Source organism: Spirosoma pulveris (genome assembly GCF_054781875.1).
Map to the genome: position 1 here is coordinate 47,591 of NZ_BAAGTO010000012.1, position 20,904 is coordinate 68,494.

At 49.1% G+C, this 20,904-nt stretch carries 19 protein-coding genes; 12 read left to right on the forward strand and 7 right to left on the reverse strand.

What is annotated here, in order from left to right:
* Positions 1-55: 55 nt before the first annotated feature.
* Entirely contained in the window at positions 56-1,417 is a 1,362-nt protein-coding gene (locus tag ACYVJM_RS26960) for a DUF1800 domain-containing protein (RefSeq protein WP_461151330.1), read from the reverse strand.
* Between the two features lie 365 nt (positions 1,418-1,782).
* Between ACYVJM_RS26960 and ACYVJM_RS26965 the strand changes: the two genes are divergently transcribed.
* From ACYVJM_RS26965 to ACYVJM_RS26980, 4 genes are all read left to right on the forward strand, one after another.
* Positions 1,783-2,457: a DUF1361 domain-containing protein gene (locus tag ACYVJM_RS26965; protein WP_461151331.1), complete on the forward strand. Its 675-nt coding sequence runs from the start codon at positions 1,783-1,785 to the stop codon at positions 2,455-2,457.
* Between the two features lie 131 nt (positions 2,458-2,588).
* Positions 2,589-2,960, forward strand: a complete 372-nt coding sequence (locus ACYVJM_RS26970) for a diacylglycerol kinase family protein (RefSeq protein ID WP_461151332.1) — start codon at positions 2,589-2,591, stop codon at positions 2,958-2,960.
* A 48-nt stretch (positions 2,961-3,008) separates the two neighbouring features.
* Entirely contained in the window at positions 3,009-3,662 is a 654-nt protein-coding gene (locus tag ACYVJM_RS26975) for a hypothetical protein (protein WP_461151333.1), read from the forward strand.
* Positions 3,659-3,958: a winged helix-turn-helix domain-containing protein gene (locus ACYVJM_RS26980; RefSeq protein WP_461151334.1), complete on the forward strand. Its 300-nt coding sequence runs from the start codon at positions 3,659-3,661 to the stop codon at positions 3,956-3,958. The genes ACYVJM_RS26975 and ACYVJM_RS26980 overlap by 4 nt, the downstream gene beginning before the upstream one ends.
* A gap of 275 nt (positions 3,959-4,233) precedes the next feature.
* Here ACYVJM_RS26980 and ACYVJM_RS26985 read toward each other — a convergent pair whose 3' ends face one another.
* Complete coding sequence (locus ACYVJM_RS26985; protein WP_461151335.1) at positions 4,234-4,944, reverse strand: LolA-like protein; 711 nt, start codon at positions 4,942-4,944, stop codon at positions 4,234-4,236.
* Positions 4,945-5,024: 80 nt separating this feature from the next.
* Positions 5,025-6,320 carry a sodium:proton antiporter NhaD gene (nhaD, locus tag ACYVJM_RS26990; protein WP_461151336.1) on the reverse strand — a complete coding sequence of 432 codons (1,296 nt, stop codon included), beginning with the start codon at positions 6,318-6,320 and terminating at the stop codon, positions 5,025-5,027.
* A gap of 95 nt (positions 6,321-6,415) precedes the next feature.
* Between nhaD and ACYVJM_RS26995 the strand changes: the two genes are divergently transcribed.
* Positions 6,416-6,742: a hypothetical protein gene (locus tag ACYVJM_RS26995; protein ID WP_461151337.1), complete on the forward strand. Its 327-nt coding sequence runs from the start codon at positions 6,416-6,418 to the stop codon at positions 6,740-6,742.
* 7 nt (positions 6,743-6,749) lie between these two features.
* Here the strand turns inward: ACYVJM_RS26995 and ACYVJM_RS27000 are convergent, their stop codons facing one another.
* From ACYVJM_RS27000 to ACYVJM_RS27010, 3 genes are all read right to left on the reverse strand, one after another.
* Positions 6,750-7,931, reverse strand: coding sequence for a sodium:proton exchanger (locus ACYVJM_RS27000; RefSeq protein WP_461151338.1), 1,182 nt, complete (start codon positions 7,929-7,931; stop codon positions 6,750-6,752).
* A gap of 65 nt (positions 7,932-7,996) precedes the next feature.
* Complete coding sequence (locus tag ACYVJM_RS27005) at positions 7,997-8,890, reverse strand: PE-PGRS family protein (protein WP_461151339.1); 894 nt, start codon at positions 8,888-8,890, stop codon at positions 7,997-7,999.
* Positions 8,891-9,102: 212 nt separating this feature from the next.
* Positions 9,103-12,621 carry a PAS domain-containing protein gene (locus ACYVJM_RS27010; RefSeq protein WP_461151340.1) on the reverse strand — a complete coding sequence of 1,173 codons (3,519 nt, stop codon included), beginning with the start codon at positions 12,619-12,621 and terminating at the stop codon, positions 9,103-9,105.
* 237 nt (positions 12,622-12,858) lie between these two features.
* Between ACYVJM_RS27010 and ACYVJM_RS27015 the strand changes: the two genes are divergently transcribed.
* A complete protein-coding gene (locus ACYVJM_RS27015; protein WP_461151341.1) occupies positions 12,859-13,503 on the forward strand; it encodes a 3-keto-disaccharide hydrolase in 645 nt (214 codons plus the stop codon).
* 64 nt (positions 13,504-13,567) lie between these two features.
* Here the strand turns inward: ACYVJM_RS27015 and ACYVJM_RS27020 are convergent, their stop codons facing one another.
* Positions 13,568-14,524 carry a gluconolaconase gene (locus ACYVJM_RS27020; protein ID WP_461151342.1) on the reverse strand — a complete coding sequence of 319 codons (957 nt, stop codon included), beginning with the start codon at positions 14,522-14,524 and terminating at the stop codon, positions 13,568-13,570.
* Between the two features lie 203 nt (positions 14,525-14,727).
* Between ACYVJM_RS27020 and ACYVJM_RS27025 the strand changes: the two genes are divergently transcribed.
* The 6 genes from ACYVJM_RS27025 to ACYVJM_RS27050 all read left to right on the forward strand — a co-directional run bounded on the left by ACYVJM_RS27025 (position 14,728) and on the right by ACYVJM_RS27050 (position 20,765).
* Positions 14,728-15,090 (forward strand): hypothetical protein, encoded by a 363-nt coding sequence (locus tag ACYVJM_RS27025; RefSeq protein ID WP_461151343.1) that lies wholly within the window; start codon positions 14,728-14,730, stop codon positions 15,088-15,090.
* Between the two features lie 116 nt (positions 15,091-15,206).
* The gene (gene queA, locus ACYVJM_RS27030) at positions 15,207-16,250 is read left to right on the forward strand and encodes a tRNA preQ1(34) S-adenosylmethionine ribosyltransferase-isomerase QueA (protein ID WP_012925777.1); all 1,044 of its coding nucleotides are present in this window, start codon (positions 15,207-15,209) and stop codon (positions 16,248-16,250) included.
* 71 nt (positions 16,251-16,321) lie between these two features.
* Positions 16,322-17,044, forward strand: coding sequence for a 2-C-methyl-D-erythritol 4-phosphate cytidylyltransferase (locus ACYVJM_RS27035; protein ID WP_461151344.1), 723 nt, complete (start codon positions 16,322-16,324; stop codon positions 17,042-17,044).
* Positions 17,045-17,102: 58 nt separating this feature from the next.
* Complete coding sequence (gene meaB, locus ACYVJM_RS27040) at positions 17,103-18,092, forward strand: methylmalonyl Co-A mutase-associated GTPase MeaB (RefSeq protein WP_461151345.1); 990 nt, start codon at positions 17,103-17,105, stop codon at positions 18,090-18,092.
* 29 nt (positions 18,093-18,121) lie between these two features.
* The gene (locus ACYVJM_RS27045; RefSeq protein ID WP_461151346.1) at positions 18,122-19,198 is read left to right on the forward strand and encodes a plastocyanin/azurin family copper-binding protein; all 1,077 of its coding nucleotides are present in this window, start codon (positions 18,122-18,124) and stop codon (positions 19,196-19,198) included.
* A gap of 91 nt (positions 19,199-19,289) precedes the next feature.
* Positions 19,290-20,765, forward strand: coding sequence for a PQQ-dependent sugar dehydrogenase (locus ACYVJM_RS27050; protein ID WP_461151347.1), 1,476 nt, complete (start codon positions 19,290-19,292; stop codon positions 20,763-20,765).
* Positions 20,766-20,904: the final 139 nt, after the last annotated feature.

The window sequence follows — 20,904 nt, forward strand, 5'->3', positions numbered from 1 at the left end:
AGGTCATTGAGTAAATGGTTGGTGTACTAACCGGGCTTTTCTCAAACCTCTCCTTTTAGGTGAGTTGGTATTCGGGTAGGCGCATCAATGCTTTTAAAAATTTCTGAATACGAACATCGGCCATTGGTGTATTCGTTGACCAGTTGGCAGCAATAGTTCCGTCCAGAAGCGTATCCAGTAAAAGCTTTTCTTTGGTGGGATTGGGCGCTAGCTGAAGCAACCCACTAACCACATCTTTCACAAAAAGCGTGGCATTTTCCGCACTCTGGTAGCTACGGGCATAGTCTAGGGGAACAACTCTGAACGTAAGATTCTGTCCATTGCTTTTTCGTCCATTGACCACCGAGTCAGAGTAACTGCTACGTGCGAGGTAGGTAGTCGAGCTAATCCAGTTACGCTGACCCGGCCAACCCGCTACATTAGGCGGAAAGAACATGTATTGCTGGAGGGTACGGGACGTATCAGCAACGTACGTGAAATCAGGGTTGGTTATATCCAGGAATTTCAATGTACCTACAGCCAGTTCGATCGGATTCTTGATCTTCGACCCCCGATAGTCGGGTTTGAAAAATTCATCGGAGGTCAACATAAACTGAAGTACCGACCGAATACTATAGTTGGATGTACGAAAAACAGCTGCCATTTGCCTGACAAACGACTCATTAGACTTATAGAACACAAATTCCTTATAGAGTTTTCGACAAATAAACTCCGCAGCCGCATCCTTAGTCAAGATTATATCGACAATATCACCGTAAGTGAAATTGCCCGTTTTACCCAGAAAGGTTTTGTTTTGGCTTGCAAAATTATTCTTGGAAAACACAGCATTAAGTCCATTCACCGACCAACCCGTCAACGCCAGAGCGGCTTGCTTGATATCCGTCTCTGTATAATTGCCAATGCCCAGCGTAAACAACTCCAACAGTTCCCGAGCGTAGTTTTCGTTGGGTGCGTTTTTATTGTTCTGCCGTCCGTCGAGATAAATGAGCATGGCAGGGTTGATGGTCACCTCTTTGGTAAACTGCCGAAAATCGCCAAACGCATACTTCCGAAAAAGTGCATTTTGCTGGTACATATGCTGAGGGTAACTCACTTTATCCCGATCCGATACAAAGTGGTTATGCCAGAAAAGCACCATTTTTTCCCGCATTGATACGCCTTCGTTTAGCGTTTGCGTAAACCACCAATTGGTTAACTCCGTGTAGCGAGCCGAATCCACCGTTCCATTATTAGAAATTGGCGTTTCAGTTACCCAACTATCGGGAGCCTCAGGTTGTGGTCTATCGGCTAAGAGTTCCTTATCTACAAAATCGACAACTGACGTATAAGAAAGAGCTTTTTTCAAGTCGTCGCGTGTGTAGCCGAACAAACAGCGAGCAAGTAGATGTCGAGCAGCATCTATATTCCAGGTGGCCATTGTTTACTTGGTGTTTCTTTAAGATAGAAGTCAGAAATAACTATTTTACGAAACAGCACTTGAGTAAACTAGTATACTATTTTTCGTAAATAGTTTCTTAAATCTATTCAATAATTGATACCAAGGCTCATCCTCTCCCATTAGAGTAGTAGAACTTATGCAACGGTCTACACTACTTAATCTATTGAATTTTAGTACATTAGATATTCCATTACCAGACGATTGCCTAAAAGGTCCGGCCGTACTGAACTGTAAAAAATAATTTAGCCTGACCTATGGAAAGGCAGTTAGTATTTTTGCTTACTTTGCGAAACAAAGTACTTTAAGACATGCAAATTTCAACTCCTTCTTTTCTTCGCCCAAGAATGATTTCATCACGAGACGCCCGGCCCGGAAGGGGTCAGTTAGCGCTGGTACTTTTGACCCTGACAGGGTTAAGTTTGGTTACTGTGCGAGGGTTATTGACGGGCAACTGGTGGTTCTTCGTTATGCTGTTGTGGAATCTGGCGCTGGCGTGGTTTCCACTGGGTGTGGTGCTGGTGCTGCGGGACTTACGCACAGCAGGTTTTCGGAGTTACTGGCTATTAGGGACGGGCTTAGCGGGCTGGCTGGCTTTTTTACCCAATGCCCCTTACATTATTACCGACCTGTTTCATATCCGCCACGTCGACCAGCCTCTGCTTTGGTTCGACACCATGACGCTGTTTGTTTTTGCGTTCACAGGCTTACTGGTGGGGCTTTACTCCATCCTGATTGTCCATCGGATACTTCGGCCAGTGGCGGGCAATCTGTTGAGCTGGGGGTTGATCGGTATTAGTCAGATCTTATCCGGATTCGGTATCTATCTGGGCCGTGTTGGCCGGTGGAACAGTTGGAACGTGCTCACTAGTCCATCAGCCTTAATTCGCGCCATTACAAATGCCTACCACGACCATCTTAGTCTGAAACTGACCATTGCATACGGCTTCGTACTTTTTATTTTTTATGTGGCATTCCATTTGTACGTTGAACAGGAGCGTGATTCAACCTCCTATCAATAAGTCATTTCATAACCGGACTTAATGAACTCTTACCGGATTGCCTAAACATCGAACCTTAGTTTAGCACTGTTTTCGATGAGTGCCCCATTCAACATACCCAAGTGCGCCTATTTTAACGATACCTTTGTTCTATGATTGATTTCCGTAAAGTATTTCGGAGCTTTCGGTTTGCCGGGCAGGGTATCCTGGATTTGTTTCGCTTCGAGAACAATGCTAGAGTGCATCTGGTAGTAGCGGTCATAGTGGCCATTGCCGGTCTTTTTCTATCCTTAAGCCGGATCGAGTGGGCTATTATTGTCACCCAGATTGGTCTGGTCTGGGCCGCAGAAGCCTTCAATACAGCCATCGAAAAACTGTGTGATTTCGTATCGCCGGGCATACATCCACAAATTAAGGCGATTAAAGATCTCTCATCGGGCGCAGTGCTGATCCTAACCATCACGGCGATACTAGCGGGTCTATTTATTCTGGGCGGTCATTTGCTCGCCTTATTTTTCTCCTAATACCTACAATTTGCTCAATCGTTTATTCATTCGTCTTTCCTATATCCTATGTACGAATCGCGCGAACACCTGCAAACGCTGACGGAGATCCGCAGCCTGATGGAACGGTCATCTAAATTTCTGTCACTAAGTGGCTTGTCGGGCGTTTCGGCGGGGCTGATTGCACTCGCAGGAGCCTTTTTTGTTTCGATACGACTGGACACAAGCCTACTGGCTGCTTTTCAGGCCGACAGCAAAGACAACTACCACATCAACATGACCCAGCCGGATGTCCGGCAGTTTCTGGTGACAGCAGCGCTTGTTATTCTGGCACTAGCGCTTCTATCGGGAACGTACTTCACCGTTCGTCAGGCTCGGCGACAAGGGCAAACCGTCTGGAATCAATCGTCGCAACGCCTTTTATGGGCGCTGCTTGTTCCGTTAGCAACGGGTGGCGTGTTTTGCCTGGCGTTGCTACAGTACAATTTGATCTGGCTGGCGTTTCCGGTAACCCTCATTTTTTATGGCCTTGCCCTGCTCAATGGCAGTAAATACACCCTGCGCGATGTGGAGTCGCTGGCTTACTGCGAAATCGGGTTGGGCCTGGTGTCCCTTTTCTGGCCGGGTTATAACTTACTGACCTGGACAATTGGCTTTGGCGTACTGCACATTGTCTATGGCTTGGCCATGTATTACAAATACGAACGAACCCTCACCGCATGAAGACAGACTTGCTGGCACAGTTTAACAAAGCCTTTGAAAGCAAAGCGCGGCTAAGCATCATGTCGGTCCTTGTAGTTAATGAGTCGATGAGTTTCAACTCGCTTAAAGAGTTACTAGGGCTGACCGATGGCAACCTGGCTACGCACCTGCGAGCCCTGGAAGAATCCGGTTATGTAGCAGTGCAAAAACAGTTTATCGGGCGAAAGCCAAATACGACCTACTCGGCCACACAGGCCGGTCAGCAGGCGTTTTCTGACCACCTGAATGCCCTGGAAGCATTTATCAAAAATTTATAAGAACCCCGCACAAGATCCAGCTATCCAGTTCTTCCAAACCGTCTCCCTCTACTGGTACGCAATTAGACATGGATAAACCACTTAATTCCGGGCGCGACATAAGTGCCACGAATCCGGCGATTCAGTTATCAGGCTGGTATGCAGGTATTGGGTTGGTTTTCGGCGTACGTGTTCGTTCAACAACGGCCTCTTCCCCTTTAACGGTCCGTCTCATAAAAAACGCCAAGTGGACATCCAATTGGCGTTTTTTATGAAACAGGGTTAAACAAACGTGCTTATTTTATCGTAAAATCAGAATCTTTCAGGCCTTTATTGATTTTGACGTTATCGACCGTCATCGTCATGGGTCCTCTTGGCGATTGCTGAAGGATGGTCATTGGAATTTTGATGCCGTTTACATCTTTGTAATCACTATAATTCATGGTCGATTTCATTTCACCCTGGGGCGATTTTGCCGTTGTGACGGCCTGCACTTTTAGCCCGGTCGTAGTATCGAAGTTGTCCGTCCAGGTAGTAGCTCCATCTGCTGTCGTGTGGCTAAGTTTGTAGGTGTCTTTGCCATCCACTTTTTCGGTCCCGATCAAGGTTGTTTTCACGCCATTTTCGGCATAGTGCAATTCTGGAAACAGAACGTTCATCATGGTCATTTGCTTAGCAGGATCGCCCTCCAGGGTACGGCTTCCCTGCATACCACCCATGGTAATTTTGGTTCCATCGCCGGTTTGCTTCATTACTTCCATTCCATTGGCGTTGATCACCATGGAGAACATATTAGGCAATTTCTGCTTGCGGGTAATCATAATAGCGCCCATCTGCCCTTCGCTGGACATGCTGGTAGTCATATCAGTCACTTTCATAAGCGCATCCTTGCCGCCAATGGCTGTAATGTATTTGTCGACCACTTCCTCGGCCGTTGGTGTTGACTGAGCACTTACCGACTGCCAGGTCAAAGCAACCAAAGCAGCTACCCAAACTAACTTTTTCATATTTTTTCAGTGAATATTTATGATCGCGGGCACTAGTTAACCTATAATTCAATAACCTCCAATCAGGATTTGATAAACGGTTAACGCAGTAGGGCGAAACCGGCCAAATAGACCAGGGCACCCGATACATAGCCCACCAGCGCCAGCCAGCTTATTTTACGTAAATACCAGCCAAAAGCAAGTTTCTCCATGCCCATGACGGCCACGCCCGCTGCCGATCCGATTACCAATAAACTCCCCCCCGTACCCGCGCAATAAGCCAGAAACGTCCACAATTTAGCGTCGGCCGGGTAACTCTGCATATCATACATCCCCATGGCAGCGGCTACAATTGGCACGTTATCGACTACTGCCGATACCACGCCGATCAACAGGACAATTACATCTGCATTGCCAACTGCCCGGTTCAGGGAAGCCGCCAGCGACTGCAATACCCCCGTTGCTTCCAGGGAGCCCACGGCCAGCAGTATACCCAGAAAGAAAAGAATACTGGACGTATCAATTCGGCTAAGTGCATAAGCCGCCGTGAATTTCTTGCGCTCGGCTTCATCTTTCTCACTGTGGAGTACTTCGGAGGCTACCCAGATTCCTCCCAGCACTAACATCATTCCCATGTAGGGTGGCAGATGGGTTACCGTTTTGAAGATGGGCACGAACAACATCCCCCCCAGCCCAATAGCCAGCATAGTTCGCCGTTCGCGCCGGGCTGTGGGTGTTATATAGGGACGACTGATGCCTATCTCTCCCCGTGCAGGTTTGTTTTCTGATGAAGATTTGTGAAATCGTGTCAACAGAGCCAGTGGAACCAGTAATGAAACCAGACTCGGTAACAGCATAGCACTAATGATATGGGTTGAGGTTATCTGCCCGCCAATCCAGAGCATGGTCGTTGTTACATCGCCAATGGGCGACCAGGCACCACCCGCATTGGCGGCAATTATAATCATACCGGCCATCACGCGCCGATCCTCCGGGTTTTTGATAAGCTTGCGAACAACCGACACCATTACGATGGACGTGGTAAGGTTATCCAGTAAGGCCGACAAAAAAAATGCGAGCAGGCTGATGATCCAAAGCAGCGTTTTTATATTACGACTGGCAATACGATCGGTTATGAGCGTAAATCCATCATGTACATCGATCAATTCCACTACGGTCATGGCTCCCAGCAGAAAGAACAGAATTTCGGCGGTATCGGACAGGTGGTGTTTCAGCTGTTCGCCAATGAGGTCGATGTGTGGATCGAGTAATGCATAGGCGGCCCAGCAGGCAACACCGGTAATCAGTGCTGTGGCGGTTTTATTGATTTTTATGGGATGTTCGAGGGTAATCAATACATACCCGATAACAAAGAGAAGGGAAAGTAGTAGCGTCATATAGTACTAGTGTCGGTTAAGCCGATTCAATTTTTACGGAGTTGAGCTATTTTGTCTGTTCTTGGTGTTACCTTGTTGTGAACGCTGGTCAATCTATGTTTGTCATCCGTATCGCTTCGCTTGGCCCCGATGGAATGGCTCTATTTCCGTTTATCCTGGTCAAACACCCCAAACCTGGTCCTGTTCTGTTAAACCACGAGCGAATTCACCTGCGCCAGCAGGCCGAATTGGGCATTGTCCCGTTCTATGTGTGGTATTTTCTCGAATACCTCATCCGCCGACTTCAGTATCGACATCATTATTGGGCCTACCGGAACATAAGTTTCGAGCGGGAAGCGTTCGCCAACGAAGATAACCTTCAGTATTTGAAGTCCCGGCGGTGGTGGTCTTTCTGGGCCTATCTAGAACGGGACACCCGCTAAGCTACCTTTACCTGGCTGATTTTACCGGCTTGTAGGAAAGCACCCCCACCATGACAACCAGTGAGGATAAGACAACTACAATAGTAGGAATACCTTCTCTGAATCCCTGTAGTCGTAGATTCTCCGGAATATTCAGGTACAGTAAAACGGTTATTAATCCCCTGGGGGCAATCCATAACAACGGACTCGATGTACCCCAATACGTAAGCCGGAGGGTAACCCAACGCCAAACGAGAATGATCGTGATGAACAGCGCACTCACAATCAGGGCATCAATATCGACCAGTTCGGAGGGGATAGCCGCGTAGCCCAAGATCAGGTAAAAGAATGTACGCACCACGAACGAACCCTCAGCGGTCAGATTTTTGAGCTGATCGAGTTCTTTTTCAAACAAGTCGTTTTTCAGGATCAGGCTTAGTCGTCCCCGTATGAACAGTTCCGTATTATTTAGAAAAAGGCCGAAAATCAGAATCAGCAGTAACGACGACAGGTGATTGATTTCAGCCAGGGCGTACACCAAGAACAGTACGGAGATGATAGGCAGAAATTTAATCCGATGGTTAATTCGGCCAATCAAATACAATAGTAAGAAGCAGCACAGCAGCGAGATAAGCGCCATTACCAGGGTGTCGCGTGTGAAAAGCCACACTGCACCCAATACAGAGCCCTGGCTTAACACCAGGAAGTTATAGCCCATAATGCCCAGAATACTGGCAAAGGCCGATTCGTGAATGGCGTACTCCCGCTGGTCGGTCGAGAGTTGCTCCACGTTTTGAACCGTCACGGTACTACTGATGATCGAAAAGGGCAGAGCGGCAATCAGGCAATGATAAAAGGAATCGTTCAGTAGCAAATAGAGCGTTCCGGCCATCAACAGCGTTCCCCCGGCAATGGCCAGCAAAGACGCCAGCAGGGTTCGTCGTAGAACGCTTAGCCGATCCGCATTGAGTTCAATGTCAAGCCCCCCTTCCAGTACAATCAGAATTAGGCCAAGCGTACCGAGTGTTGGCAGGATGGCATTGACATAAGGAACCTGAACATCGAAGTAGGCCGTTGCCTGCCTTGTCAGCATTCCAAGCAACAGCAGCAACAAAACAGAAGGTGTTTTGAAACGGCTGCTGAATAAATCAAAAGCGTAGGAAATTAATACCGATAAACTCAGGACTATAATTAGAATCGATGAATCCATGCGGCAAGTTAACTGATTGCGTTTATTTCAGACCATGAACCTGCGTCTGTCGGTTGCCGCTCCCGCTACTTTTTAGCGTAATAATACAAATTTACTGAAGCCGCATTTGCTTTTTCACTGATGGTAAAAAAGCCTTTGGCGTCTTTGTCAAAGCAAACGGCTTCCCCCTGAGGCTCCAGCCGAATAGCCAACGATCGCCGGGTACCATACTGCATGGCATCGGCAATACTCTGCCCGGCATCCCGCTTCCAGTAATAAATAGTCGTGTATGTTCTAAGCAGTATTTCCCGTCCATCGGGCGAAATGGAGGCACCGGTAACGTAATTCGGCAATCCCCCGCCGAAGGAAGGCAATTCACCAAAATCCTGGGCCGTAATCAGGCTATTGGTACTTTGCGGATAAGCCAGCCCGTACAGATGTACTTTTTCTTCCCGTTTGGTAATGATGTATATGTCTTTGGTTTGTGGATCCACAAACATCGCTTCGGCATCGCGCGGCCCCAGCGGATACCGGAAGTCGATACGCCCGATGTCACCAACGGCAATGGGCGTCTGTAGATTTGCTGGCTCCGGTATGCGGTAAATCTGGCAAGTTTCGTACTGGTTGTTGTTATCGCCAATGTCGGCAATATACAGGTAGTTTGTACCATCCTTTGGTCCTGGTCCGATGGACAGTTCCTCCCAATCCCGATTCTGAATAGACGGCACGGAAATTTTCCCTTTTACGGTTCCATCGTACCCTAACAGGGCTAGTTCGGCGGGGCTTCCGCTGTCCTGCTCAATCCAGAGATTACCCGGCTGGCTTCGGCTGTCGACCATCCCGGAGGCTTCATCAATTTGGCCTGGTGCTACAGGGGCGGCTGTTGGATCTGATGTAAAATTGACATCATAAACACTTGGGACACTGAGTTTACACGCAGTGGCGGCCAGCCCTAAAACCAGCAAAATGAAAGTACGCATGAAGTTTTCCGGTTGATTCAGTTGCCAAAGTAACGAACAGAATCCCAAAAATGATTAGCGCATTAATCGGAATCGTCTAACCGGTAGATTGAAAAGGTGAAGTACACACGCTGCCCTTCCAGGGTATCTGCCCGACTCAGAAGTAGATATGACAGTGAAATAGGATGAATTTTACCGCTGAAAAATCGAGAAAGAAGTTGAATGCACCGTACTTAAACAGGCAAAAGGATTCGAAACGTAGCCCCATGCCCCGGTCGTCCTTCAGCGAAGATATGTCCTTGGTGATTATCGATAACTTTCTGCACAATGGCCAGTCCGATGCCTGTTCCCTGGTATTCACTACGCCCGTGAAGACGCTGAAACACCTGAAAAATCCGCTCGGCCTGGTGCTGATCAAACCCGATTCCATTATCCGTTACCTCGATAAGGTGAAATGATCGATTGGCATCGGAAGGAAGCAGCGAAGGAGCGATCAACTCCTGTCCATAAAGCTGCCGGGAGTTGATCCGGATGACAGGCAACTCATCTGCGTTATCCAGTCGCGTAAATTTGAGTGCGTTGCTAAACAGATTTTGAAAAAGTTGCCGCAGTTGAGCAGCATCCCCCCAAATAGTGGGCAACGGTTCTACTTGTATACTCGCTTTCTTTTCAGCAATGGCCGTCTCCAGATCAACAAGCACATCAGTTACTACTTGATTCAGATTCACCTGCCCAACAGTTTCCTGCTTTGTTACAATGCGGGAATAGGCCAGCACATCTTTGATCAGAACCTGCATCCGGGCAGCCGCCGACTGCATACGATTGATCATATCGGCACCCTCCATACCGATAACCGGGGCAAACTGCGACTGTATAATATCGCCGAACGCCTGAATTTTACGTAGCGGTTCCTGCAAATCGTGACTGGCTACGTAAGCGAACTGTTCTAAATTTTTGTTCGACCGCTGCAACTCAACTACCGAGTTCTCTAATTCCTGCTGAAGTCGTTTCAGGGGGGTGTAGTCGCCAAATGTTACCAGTACATCATCATGCAGCTTAGTGGTCATAATATCCAGCCACACATCGATCCCAGACCCAAAGTAATGAAAATCAAACCGCTGGGCTTCGCCAGTGCTGTATGTGTGGTAATAGCGTTCAAATAGACCATTCGTTTTATAGTCAGGAAAGTAAGTACTCCCCAGCGCACCAATTACAGCTTCCGACTCCTGCCCAACGTAGGATGCGAGCTGGCGATTAGCCAACCTGAACCGGAAGTCAGTTACTTCATCGGCCAGGTTCCGAACGGGGGTGAACAGGAAAATCCCGGTTTGGCAAGTGTCGATTACCGTTTGCAATTCAGTGGCCGAGGTCTCCAGCCGCTGCTGTAACTTTTTGAGTTCGGTATAATCTGAGAAAGTAACTAACACATCCTGACCCAGTTTCAGCACCGTATAGCTTTCCCAGAAATCATTTGTTTCCGTTTCGTAGTGAAAGTTAAAATGCTGCGAACGACCGGTTTCGAAAATAGCAACGTACCGCATAAACAGGCCGTTGGTCATGTACGCCGGAAACCATCGGCTAACCAGCTCGCCCATCATGGCTTCCGGCTCCTGACCTACGTAACTGGCAACCATTTGATTGGCCGTCCGAAACCGAAAATCAGCAATTTCACCATGGTCATCAAAGACGGGGTTGATCAGAAATATAGCAACCTGAGCCGAGTCAATAACCGTCCGGAGTTCGGCAGCCGACTTTTCAATGAGGATAGCCGCTCGTTTGGCGGCCGTTACATCGGTAAACGTAACTACAAACCCATCGCCGAGCTTTTGGGCCGATATGTCGAGCCAGAAGTCCAGTCCGTCATGGTCATAATAAACCTCTGTATATCCGGGTTCGCCGGTTTCGGTCGTTCGTTTATACAGATCGAACAGGCCACTCTCAACATTGCCCGGAAAGATCGCCAGCAGGGTGTTCCCAATCATCTCCTCCTGGCTTTTGCTCAGCATGCCTATCGAACTTTGGTTAGCCACCAGAAATCGGAAATCGACGATTGTATTTGTGTCATCCCGAATAGCTTCAAACGCTATAACACCGCTGTTTGAGCTATCCAGCACACTATTCAGCAGTGCTGCCTGCCGCCCGGCGTCCATGGCCGTTTGTTCAAGGATTTGCTGGGTCTGCTTCAGAGACGTGTAATCAGTAAATGTAACCAGCAGGTCCTGACCAAACTTGATCACTTTTATATCGAACCAGACATTCAAATCATCGACAGCATAGTTAAATTCAAATCGCTTCTTTTGCCCAGTTTCAAACGTGTGTCGGTAGCGATCGAAGAGGCCCGTTTGCCGATAGTTTTTAAACCAGTCCGACACGATGCTTCCCGTTAGCACATCGGGCGTTTGCCCAACGAGTCCCGCCACCACACGATTAATGGTTTTAAAGCGGAAATCAATCAAATCGCCCTCCGGATTCAGAACCGGACTGATCACAAAAATCCCTGTCTGTGCTACATCAATAACGGCCTGTAAATTAGCTGCCGACTCAACAATAGCCTGTTCGGCAAGCCGGGCTTTGGTCAGGTTGGTTACGGTGAGTAAGAGCCCGTCTCCATGTTTGACGGCAGAAACATCGAACCAGTTGTTGAGTCCATCCTGATCATAAAAATGTTCGCCCCGATAGGGTTCGCCGGTTTCAACAACTGTTTGATAGATAGCGAACAATCCTGCTTCCTGGATGCCGGGGAATAAATCGAGAAATGTCCGTTGACATAACATCTCGACCGTATGCCCCAGCAAGGGGGTGGCAGCGGAGTTAGCGTGGGTAATCCGAAAATCAGAAATTGACTCATCCGTATCCCGAATAGCTTCCAGCACAAGGATAGCCTCGTGCGATGCGTTCAGAATCCCCTCCAGCAACGATCGTTGGCGTTCCGTTTCCAGAGCCGTTTCTTTCTGCTCAGTAATGTTATTGCCCATGACCACAACCCCGTCATTCAACTTGGTGATGGACGTGTTGTACCAAACCTTCGCAAATGGATAATGCTGCTCAACCTGAATAGGCTGGCCCGATTCTATTACCTGCTTAAACAAATTGAACTGGCCTGACCGATGCGAATTCGGGTTTATAGTGAGCAGGGTTTTACCAACTACATCAACCCCCGCGTAGGTCAATGCTTCTGCCCGCCCCTGCTTGTTGACCATGATTAACCTAAAGTCCTGAATCTCACTATTCTGGTCGCGGATAGCTTCGTAAACGAAGACTGTACTGAGCGAGGTATTGAGAATGCTATCCAGCAATAATCGCTGGCGTTCCGATTCCAAAACGACTTCTTTAGGGGTGGTAATGACCCGGGCCAGGACTAAAACACCATCACCCGCGCAGGATCGGGTTACACAAAGCCACTGGCTAAGCAACGGATTGAAGTACTCAAACTCCATGGCCTTGCCTGTTTCAACTACCTCGCAAAGCTGATGAAAGGTGTGTTCTGAAAAGTCAGCATTGTCAGCGCTCCCATAACGGACCGACAGACCGATCGTTATTTGATTTTCGGCAGTGAATAGTTCACCTACCCGCGGGTTGACATACTCAATAATGAAGTCAACAATTTGACCAACAGGCACATGCTGAGTCCCGGCTACCAGATTCCCAGTCGTTTTGTCGGGCGCTCGTACAGCACGCATCCAAAATACAGGATCGGGTAGCGTATCGAAAAGCTGAGCGAGGGAAAGTTGCGTTGGTAAATCGGTGAGCATTCTATTCAGTAACGTTGTCCGTACAATCTCAAAAAAAAAGAGTTAGCAAGTTACTTAAATTTACCAGCAAACTAATTCAGTCATGTTTCTTTTAATGCTGGCTTGCAAACTTGCAAATGTCTTTCTGACAGATGCGAGCCAGACCGGCAATTGAGAAGTATTTATGACGAAACATTAGTTTCAGATTTGTTTTTGCTTTACCTCCTGAACAATCTTATAGTGTTGACTTAATCCCTTATGCAAAAGACCTTACCCCGCCTGTTGGTAGCTACGCTGCTGCTTGGCCTCTGCATTAGTTTTATCAGCCGCCCTGCCGCGCGCGGATGGGTGACTATTTTCGACGGCAAGACCCTCAACGGCTGGAAAGTGACCGAGGAGAGCCCGGAGACGTTTAGTGTTCAGGATGGTGCCATCGTTGTGGCCGGACCACGCGCCCACCTCTTTTACGAAGGCCCCGTCAATGACCACAACTTCAAGAATTTCGAATGGAAAGCAAAAGTTAAAACCATGCCCGGTTCTAACTCAGGTATGTTTATTCATACTGTCTATCAACCATCGGGCTGGCCTTCCAAAGGTTACGAAATTCAGGTCAATCAAACCCACACCGACTGGCGCAAAACGGGTAGTGTTTACGGACTTCAGGATGTAAAAGAAGTCTTCGTAAAAGACGACGAATGGTACACCGAACACATTATCGTGCAGGGCAAGAAGGTAATCATTAAAGTTAATGACAAGATCATCAATGATTATACCGAGCCAGACAGCATCAGCACCGGCAAATCAATGAAGAAACTAAGCTCCGGTACCATTGCCTTACAGGGCCACGATCCCAAAAGCAAAGTATTTTACAAGGACATCCAGATTAAAGTATTACCCGATTAACTAAAAAGAGACATGGGGGAAAAGGGTCTGATTGGTCTCTTTTCCCCCATGTCTCTTTTTTTTCTTACCTGAACTGTTGAATACTGTACGTATTCTGCTGAAGCTGGGCCGGATTTTTAGCCGCTACAGCAGCACTTACTTCGCCAATACGGGCATTAAGGCTATAGATCTTTCCGTTCATCAACGTATTTGTTGTCGCTTCACTATAGCCTGCGGTGTCTGTTTTTACAATGGCGTAGGTTTTCCACCCGTCCGTACTACGCACCTGCGACACCTGCTTTCGGTTGTTAACGATGTATAGATCATTGTTATACAGAAGCATTCCATCGCCGTTGAGCAAAGACGGTCCCATGATCTTTGACACGATAGCGGGATTTGCCAGATCTACTTTAAATAACGTCCCCTGATTAGCCTTCACCACAATCAGAAACTTATCGGGGTGGTACACAATACCATTCAGTCTGATTCCGTCCCCTCCGGCAAAAAGTGGCGAACTGGCGAAAACAGAGGGCCGGGTGGTATCTGCCGGAACTTTGTAAATGACGGAAGCAAACGAGTCTGTTACATAGGCATTCCCCGCATCATCAAGCGCAACGTCGTTGGCATAATGATCGGCAGTTGGCAGAAGAGCCGCCAAGTTAACCCGACGCACGTTCTGTCCAGACTTTAGGTCATATATAAACAACCCGGCTGTCTTTCGCGTCGTTGCGGGTGTACTTTTCACGGATACACCCTGGTCTCCATTACACACATAAAGCAGATTTCCCTGCACTTTCAGGCCAAGACTACTAATTAATTCGTCATCATTGATAAGATCGCTATACCGCCCGCTGGCGTCTACCGTTCCTATTTTGCCCTGTGTTATGGAGCTGACCAGAAAGCTGCTGAGTTGTGTTGAATAGGTTATACCCTCCGGGTATTGCCGGGTAGCGGAGAATGCTATACGATCGGGAATGACTGGCGCATTGTATACCGGGTCATCTGTATTACAGGCTAGAAGGCAGGCCGTTGTACTCAGCACAGTGCAAATTGAACGAATGTTAAGGAACATAATCAGGATTATCTTTATATCGATAGATTAAACCTAAATCATAAGTTATCCTGAATTGTTTTTCCTGATGAATGCCAGGAGCCAAACTCTTCTAGTGCGCTTTAGTCTGATTTCAACAAAAAACTAAACGGCTTTTTTCGAGTTAACCTAGCATACACAATCGCTCTACGCTTATGACTCACTTCACCACCCTTACCGAAGCCATGGAAGACCTTCGGAATCGCGGCTATACGCATGAATTTGGCCCGAAACATGATTTTCTGGAAGAGAAGAGTACAGAAACCAAGCTGAAGGGGGAGGAATTTAACGTCGATGAATTCCACCGCTTTGAAGGAACATCCGATCCTGGCGATGAAATGACCCTGTACGCCATTACAGCCGCAAACGGTATGAAAGGCGTATTTGTATCAGCACAAGGCACTTACGCCAACGAGGTGTCGCCCGAACTCATGGCAAAATTCAATGTTTCGGATCGGGCCGAGGTGAATACGGATGGCGCTGTTAAGCCAATCGACACCATCGTTGCCGACCAATAAGTCATTTACACGATATTTGCAAGAAAAATCCCGGAAGATGCAAAATTTTTCGGGATTTTTAGTTACCTTTGCGGTCTTTACAAAAAATGCGCCGTTCTTTTTTCGTGCTATAGATTATGAAGTTATCCGAATTCAAATTTGATTTACCCGAGAGTCTTATCGCCAAATACCCGGTTGAGCGGGGTGAATCACGGTTGATGGTTGTTGACCGAAAAGCTAAAACTATTGAACACAAGCAGTTTTCGGATATGCTGAGTTACTTCGGCGATGGCGATGTGATGGTGATCAATAATACAAAAGTTTTTCCGGCCCGGCTATACGGCAATAAAGAAAAAACGGGCGCTAAAATTGAAGTTTTCCTCCTGCGTGAATTGAACCGCGAGATGAAACTCTGGGATGTTCTGGTTGACCCTGCCCGCAAAATCCGCGTTGGCAATAAGCTATATTTTGGTGATAGTGACCTCGTTGCCGAAGTCATTGATAATACAACCTCACGCGGTCGGACAATCCGCTTTCTGTTCGACGGTAACCACGAGGAATTTATGAAAGCCGTGGACGAATTGGGCGAAACACCTATTCCACGCGAAATGAACCGCGAAGCCGAAGATGCTGACCGCGACGCTTACCAAACAGTATTCGCCCAGCATGTGGGTGCTGTTGCGGCTCCTACGGCCGGTTTGCACTTCACCCGGGCCATGATGAAGCGGATGGAGATAAAAGGGATCAATTTTGCGCCGGTTACCTTACACGTCGGATTGGGCACGTTCCGCCAGGTTGACGTGGAAGATCTGACGAAGCACAAAACGGATTCCGAGAACTACCGGATTCCGGAAGACTCTGCTCAGATTGTTAACAAGGCGCTGGATGCCGGTAAGCGGGTTTGTGCCGTTGGTACAACGTCTCTTAAAGCTATCGAGTCGTCTGTTTCGGCCAATAGCCGGCTGAAGCCCGTTGAAGGCTGGACAGACCGGTTTATTTTCCCGCCTTACGATTTTAAAATCGCCAACTCGCTGCTCACGAGCCTTCACCTACCCGAGTCGATCCTGATCATGATGACCAGCGCGTTTGGTGGTCACGAACTCATTAAGGAAGCCTATCAGGTAGCGATTAAAGAGAAATACCGTTTCTTCAGCTATGGTGATGCCATGCTGATTATTTAAGGGATTAGCCCCCCCGGAGCAATTGTTTAGTGGTAAGTAGTAAGTAGTTTTGTCGAGCGAGTTTTTCACGTATGACAGACCCCTTACTACTTACCACTAATTTTTTTGCCATTATCGTTGCCGGTGGCAGTGGCAGCCGCATGAAGTCGGAAGTACCCAAACAGTTCCTGCTCCTCAATGGCAAACCCATTCTCCAGCATACCATCGAGCAGTTTCTGTCGGTTCAGCTCCCCTCGTCAGTGCCCGCAGAGACCGGTGCTCAACCAGTCGCTCAGCGGCCAACGGTTACAATCATTCTGGTACTTCCCGCCCGCGATCTGCCGATCTGGGACAAACTATGTGAAGAACATAATTTTCACCCCGACATTAAGACGGTCATTGGCGGCAACAGCCGGTTTCAATCCGTGCGGAACGGCCTCCAGGCGATTGATGCGCCTACCGGATTAGTGGCGGTTCATGATGGGGTGCGGCCCTTTGTCACGCCAGCGATTATCCAGGCCAGTTTTGAAACGGCTGCCCGTGAGGGTTCCGCCGTGACCTGTGTTCCGGTTAAGGATTCGGTACGGGTTGTTGGAGCCGATGGCAGTAGTCAGGCGGTCAACCGCGCTCAATACCGGTTGGTGCAAACACCCCAGACGTTTCGGCTGGACTTATTTCGGCAGGCTTTTAAAACCGAGGAGCAGGCGTTCTTTACCGACTGTGCCAGCGTCGTGGAATTTGCCGGTTTTCCAATCACGCTGATCGAGGGTGCTTACGAAAATATTAAAATCACCACCCCAGACGACCTCAAATAACACAACCCGGTTCAGTTACTATCCATCACCCTACCCGTTCACCATTCCCAGCTCTCCAATGCGCCATCGACTCCTGCCCGATCAATACGCTACCGGTATTCTGGCCGGCGACCGGTTGGTGCTCAGTCAGGCAATTACATTAATCGAAAGCCGCCGGGCCGACGATCAGGTATTGGCGCAGCAGGTGTTGGAACGGCTTCTTCCGAACACGGGCAAATCAACCCGGATTGGTATAACGGGTGTGCCGGGCGTTGGAAAAAGTACATTTATTGAGTCGTTTGGCACTCATCTAACCAGTCTGGGGCACACACTCGCCGTACTTACTGTCGATCCCACCAGCCAACGGTCAGGCGGCAGTTTGCTGGGCGACAAAACCCGAATGGAAACGCTCTCGATGAATCCCAGGGCTTACATTCGTCCTTCACCGGCGGGCGATTCGCTGGGGGGCGTAGCGCATCGCACCCGCGAAACGATGCTTCTTTGCGAGGCTGCCGGTTTCGACATTATCCTGATCGAGACGGTTGGCGTAGGGCAGTCGGAAACCGTCGTACACGGCATGGTCGACTTCTTTCTGTTGCTCATGCTGGCCGGGGCGGGCGACGAACTACAGGGCATGAAACGCGGCATTATGGAACTGGCCGATGCACTGGCCATCACCAAAGCCGACGGCAATAATCAGACCGCGGCTAACCAGGCCCGCGTCGAGTACCAGAATGCCCTGCACCTGTTTCCGCCTACCGGCACGGGCTGGTTTCCACCGGTATTAACCTGCTCTGCCGCAACGGGCGATGGCATTACGTCAATCTGGCAAACAATACAGGCACATCAGGAATTAACAGCCGAGAACGGACAACGCACCCATCGCCGACAGGAGCAGCAACTAAGTTGGTTTCGGTCTTTGCTGCGGCAACGACTGGAAAGCCGCTTTTACGAGCAGGCTGGCATACGAAGTCAGTTGGTGGTCATTGAAGAGCAAGTTCGGACCGGGACCTTGCTCCCAACTCCGGCTGTTGACAGGTTGCTGCGTTATTCGCCGGATAATCAGTAGGTTTTCGGGTTCCTGCCGCTTACCTACTCATGCTTAGAATTCTCTTCCAGTTTAGCTGTTTGCTATTCCTGTTACCGGCTCATGCACAACGGGATACAGTAGTTCAGATTTCAGCAATGGGTGGCTTACAATACAGCCAGAAGCGCATCATTGTGAAGCCAAATACGTGCCTTACCCTTGTTTTTCATAACAGGGACGACATGGCGCATAATCTGGTTGTCACCCGGCCAAACTCCCGGCTTAGGGTCGTAGAGTTTGCACTGGCCCTAGGCGATAAAGGAGCCAGCCATTATTACGTTCCGGCCATTGACGACGTGCTGGCCCATACTACCAGCGTTGAGCCCGGCAATACTGATTCCGTAACAGTGAAACTGGCCGAAGGCGGATACCCCTTTGTCTGTACCTTCCCGGGTCATGGCTCTATTATGTACGGCATTATTTACGCAATAAAAGACGTAAAGCGGCTGCCTGAACCTGAACAGGACATAAACATTCCCAAGCCTGCCCGAGCGCAGGAAGCAGCCCATCAACAGCATCATACGGTAGCATCCGGGCATCCTTTCCCGGTGACACTCCCGGCTGTTTACCGGACGTTTATGCCCGACTGCGGCCCGGCAGCCATTGCAGTTGGCTTACCGGGGCCTAATGGCGGTCAATCGTATGTGTTTGATGCGGGTGAATGCCGTATCCGCTACGCCTGGTCGGGTGGTTTTGTCGATAACACCGAGCAATGGGAAGGCAAAGGTCAGTTGCTGACAAAGATTGTCGGCGATATCTACTTTCGGGATATGGGCGGATTCCCCTGGCGCGTTGGCAGCGCAATCCCCAAGGCACAGTTCAAAGGCTATAGCCTCATCAATCGGTACCCCGAATTCCGGTATGTTATAAATGGTGTTGAGGTTCGGGAACTGGTTAAACCATTGGCTGGTGGGCGGGGGCTCGTCCGGACGTTTACGTTTGGCCCAACGAAGCAGACACTCACCTTTATCAACAAACCGCAGCCGGGTATTCGTGTACAGTCATCAGTGGGTCATTTTCGGGATGAAACCCTCACCATCCCGCCAGGCACCAGACAAGTAATCTTGACAATGATGTATGCGCTATGATGTATGGAATAGACTATAGGATGTAAAATATGAGCCCCAAGTCGACCTTTTCACTCCTAACTCCCACTACTAACACTTTTTCCACAAACACATGTTTGCTCTTCTCCTGCTCTCTTCGTTGCTCTTTGCGTCTGCTCCTGCCGATACGATATCGGATTATTATGAAGTGGAAACAATTGCGACACCACCAGGTTTGGTCGCCGAAACGGGCGGACTATCGTTCCTGCCAGATGGACGAATGGCGGCTTGTTTTCACCGGGGCGAAGTGATGCTTTACAATCCGAAAACAAAAACATGGAAACGCTTTGCCGATGGTCTCCACGATCCGTTAGGCGTGGTAGCTGTCAGCAATCGGGAACTGCTCGTGATCCAGCGCCCCGAACTCACGCGGCTGACCGATACCAATGGCGATGGGGTTGCGGATCTCTACGAAACCGTTACCGACAACTATGGTATGTCGGGCAATTACCATGAGTTTGCGTTTGGGCCCGTCCGCGATGCGAAAGGCAATCTGTACATCAGTTTGAACACGGGATCAAGCGGGGCCGGCATTCGTGATGAAGTTCGGGGTCGGTATGAACCCCTTGGCCGGCAGGGGCGCATGTACGCCTGTGTTCCGTACCGGGGCTGGGTTCTTCAGATTACGCCAGCTGGAAAAGTGAAGCCTTTTGCCAGTGGTTTTCGCTCCCCAAACGGCATTGGCTTCGATGCCAAAGGCCGCCTGTTCGTGACCGACAACCAGGGCGACTGGCTAGGCACGAGCAAGCTTTATCACGTTGAAGAAGGGAAGTTCTATGGCCACCCCACCAGCCTCGTCTGGCGTCCGGGCTTTCCGGATGTAGACCCGCTGACTTTACCGGTTCGCACGCTCGACAGCCTGCGAACCGTCGAAAGCATTGCATTTCCGCACGAAAGTATGGCCCACTCCCCTACCCAGCTTGTCGTTGATCAAACGGCCGGTAAGTTCGGCCCATTTGCCGGACAGATGTTTGTGGGCGATATGGATTATGCCCATTTGTTACGGATTCTGCCCGATGAGGTAGATGGGCAGGTGCAGGGTTCGTGTATTCCTTTTTTCAGCAAAGCGGGCTCCAATGGAACAGCCATGCGGATTGGCAACAACCGGCTGGCTTTTGCCCCCGATGGAAGCCTGTACCTGGGCCAGACCGACCATGGCTGGCTTGGCTCACGGGGTATTCAGCGGATTCGCTACAAGGGTGGTATTCCCCTAGAAATTATGGCGATGAAGTTGACACCAACCGGCTTTACCCTGACCTTTACGCAGCCGGTCGATGAGGCAACAGCCCGTGAAGTGGCCAATTATAAGCTGCGCAGCTACTATTATGAGTACCATCAGGCCTACGGATCACCACAGATGGATAGTCAACCGGTTTCCGTATCCGGTGTACAGGTATCGGCCGATCGCAGGACGATTTCATTAACCCTGGACAAGTTAACACCCAACCGCATTTATGAATTGACGCTGGGTAACCTGGCTGCCAATAACGGCCGGAAAAAGCTCATGAATCACTTGATTTGCTACACCCTGAACAAGTTGGCAAACTAGCTTGGTGGGATTTACTTTCTGTAAAAACGGAAATGAATCGTTCAAAATTTGGCGTGGATTCCGCTAGTCGGCCAAACTGGTCAGCCACAAAGCCGTCAGGCGCACAAAGGTCGACGGGAGAACTTCTTCCCTGTCGACC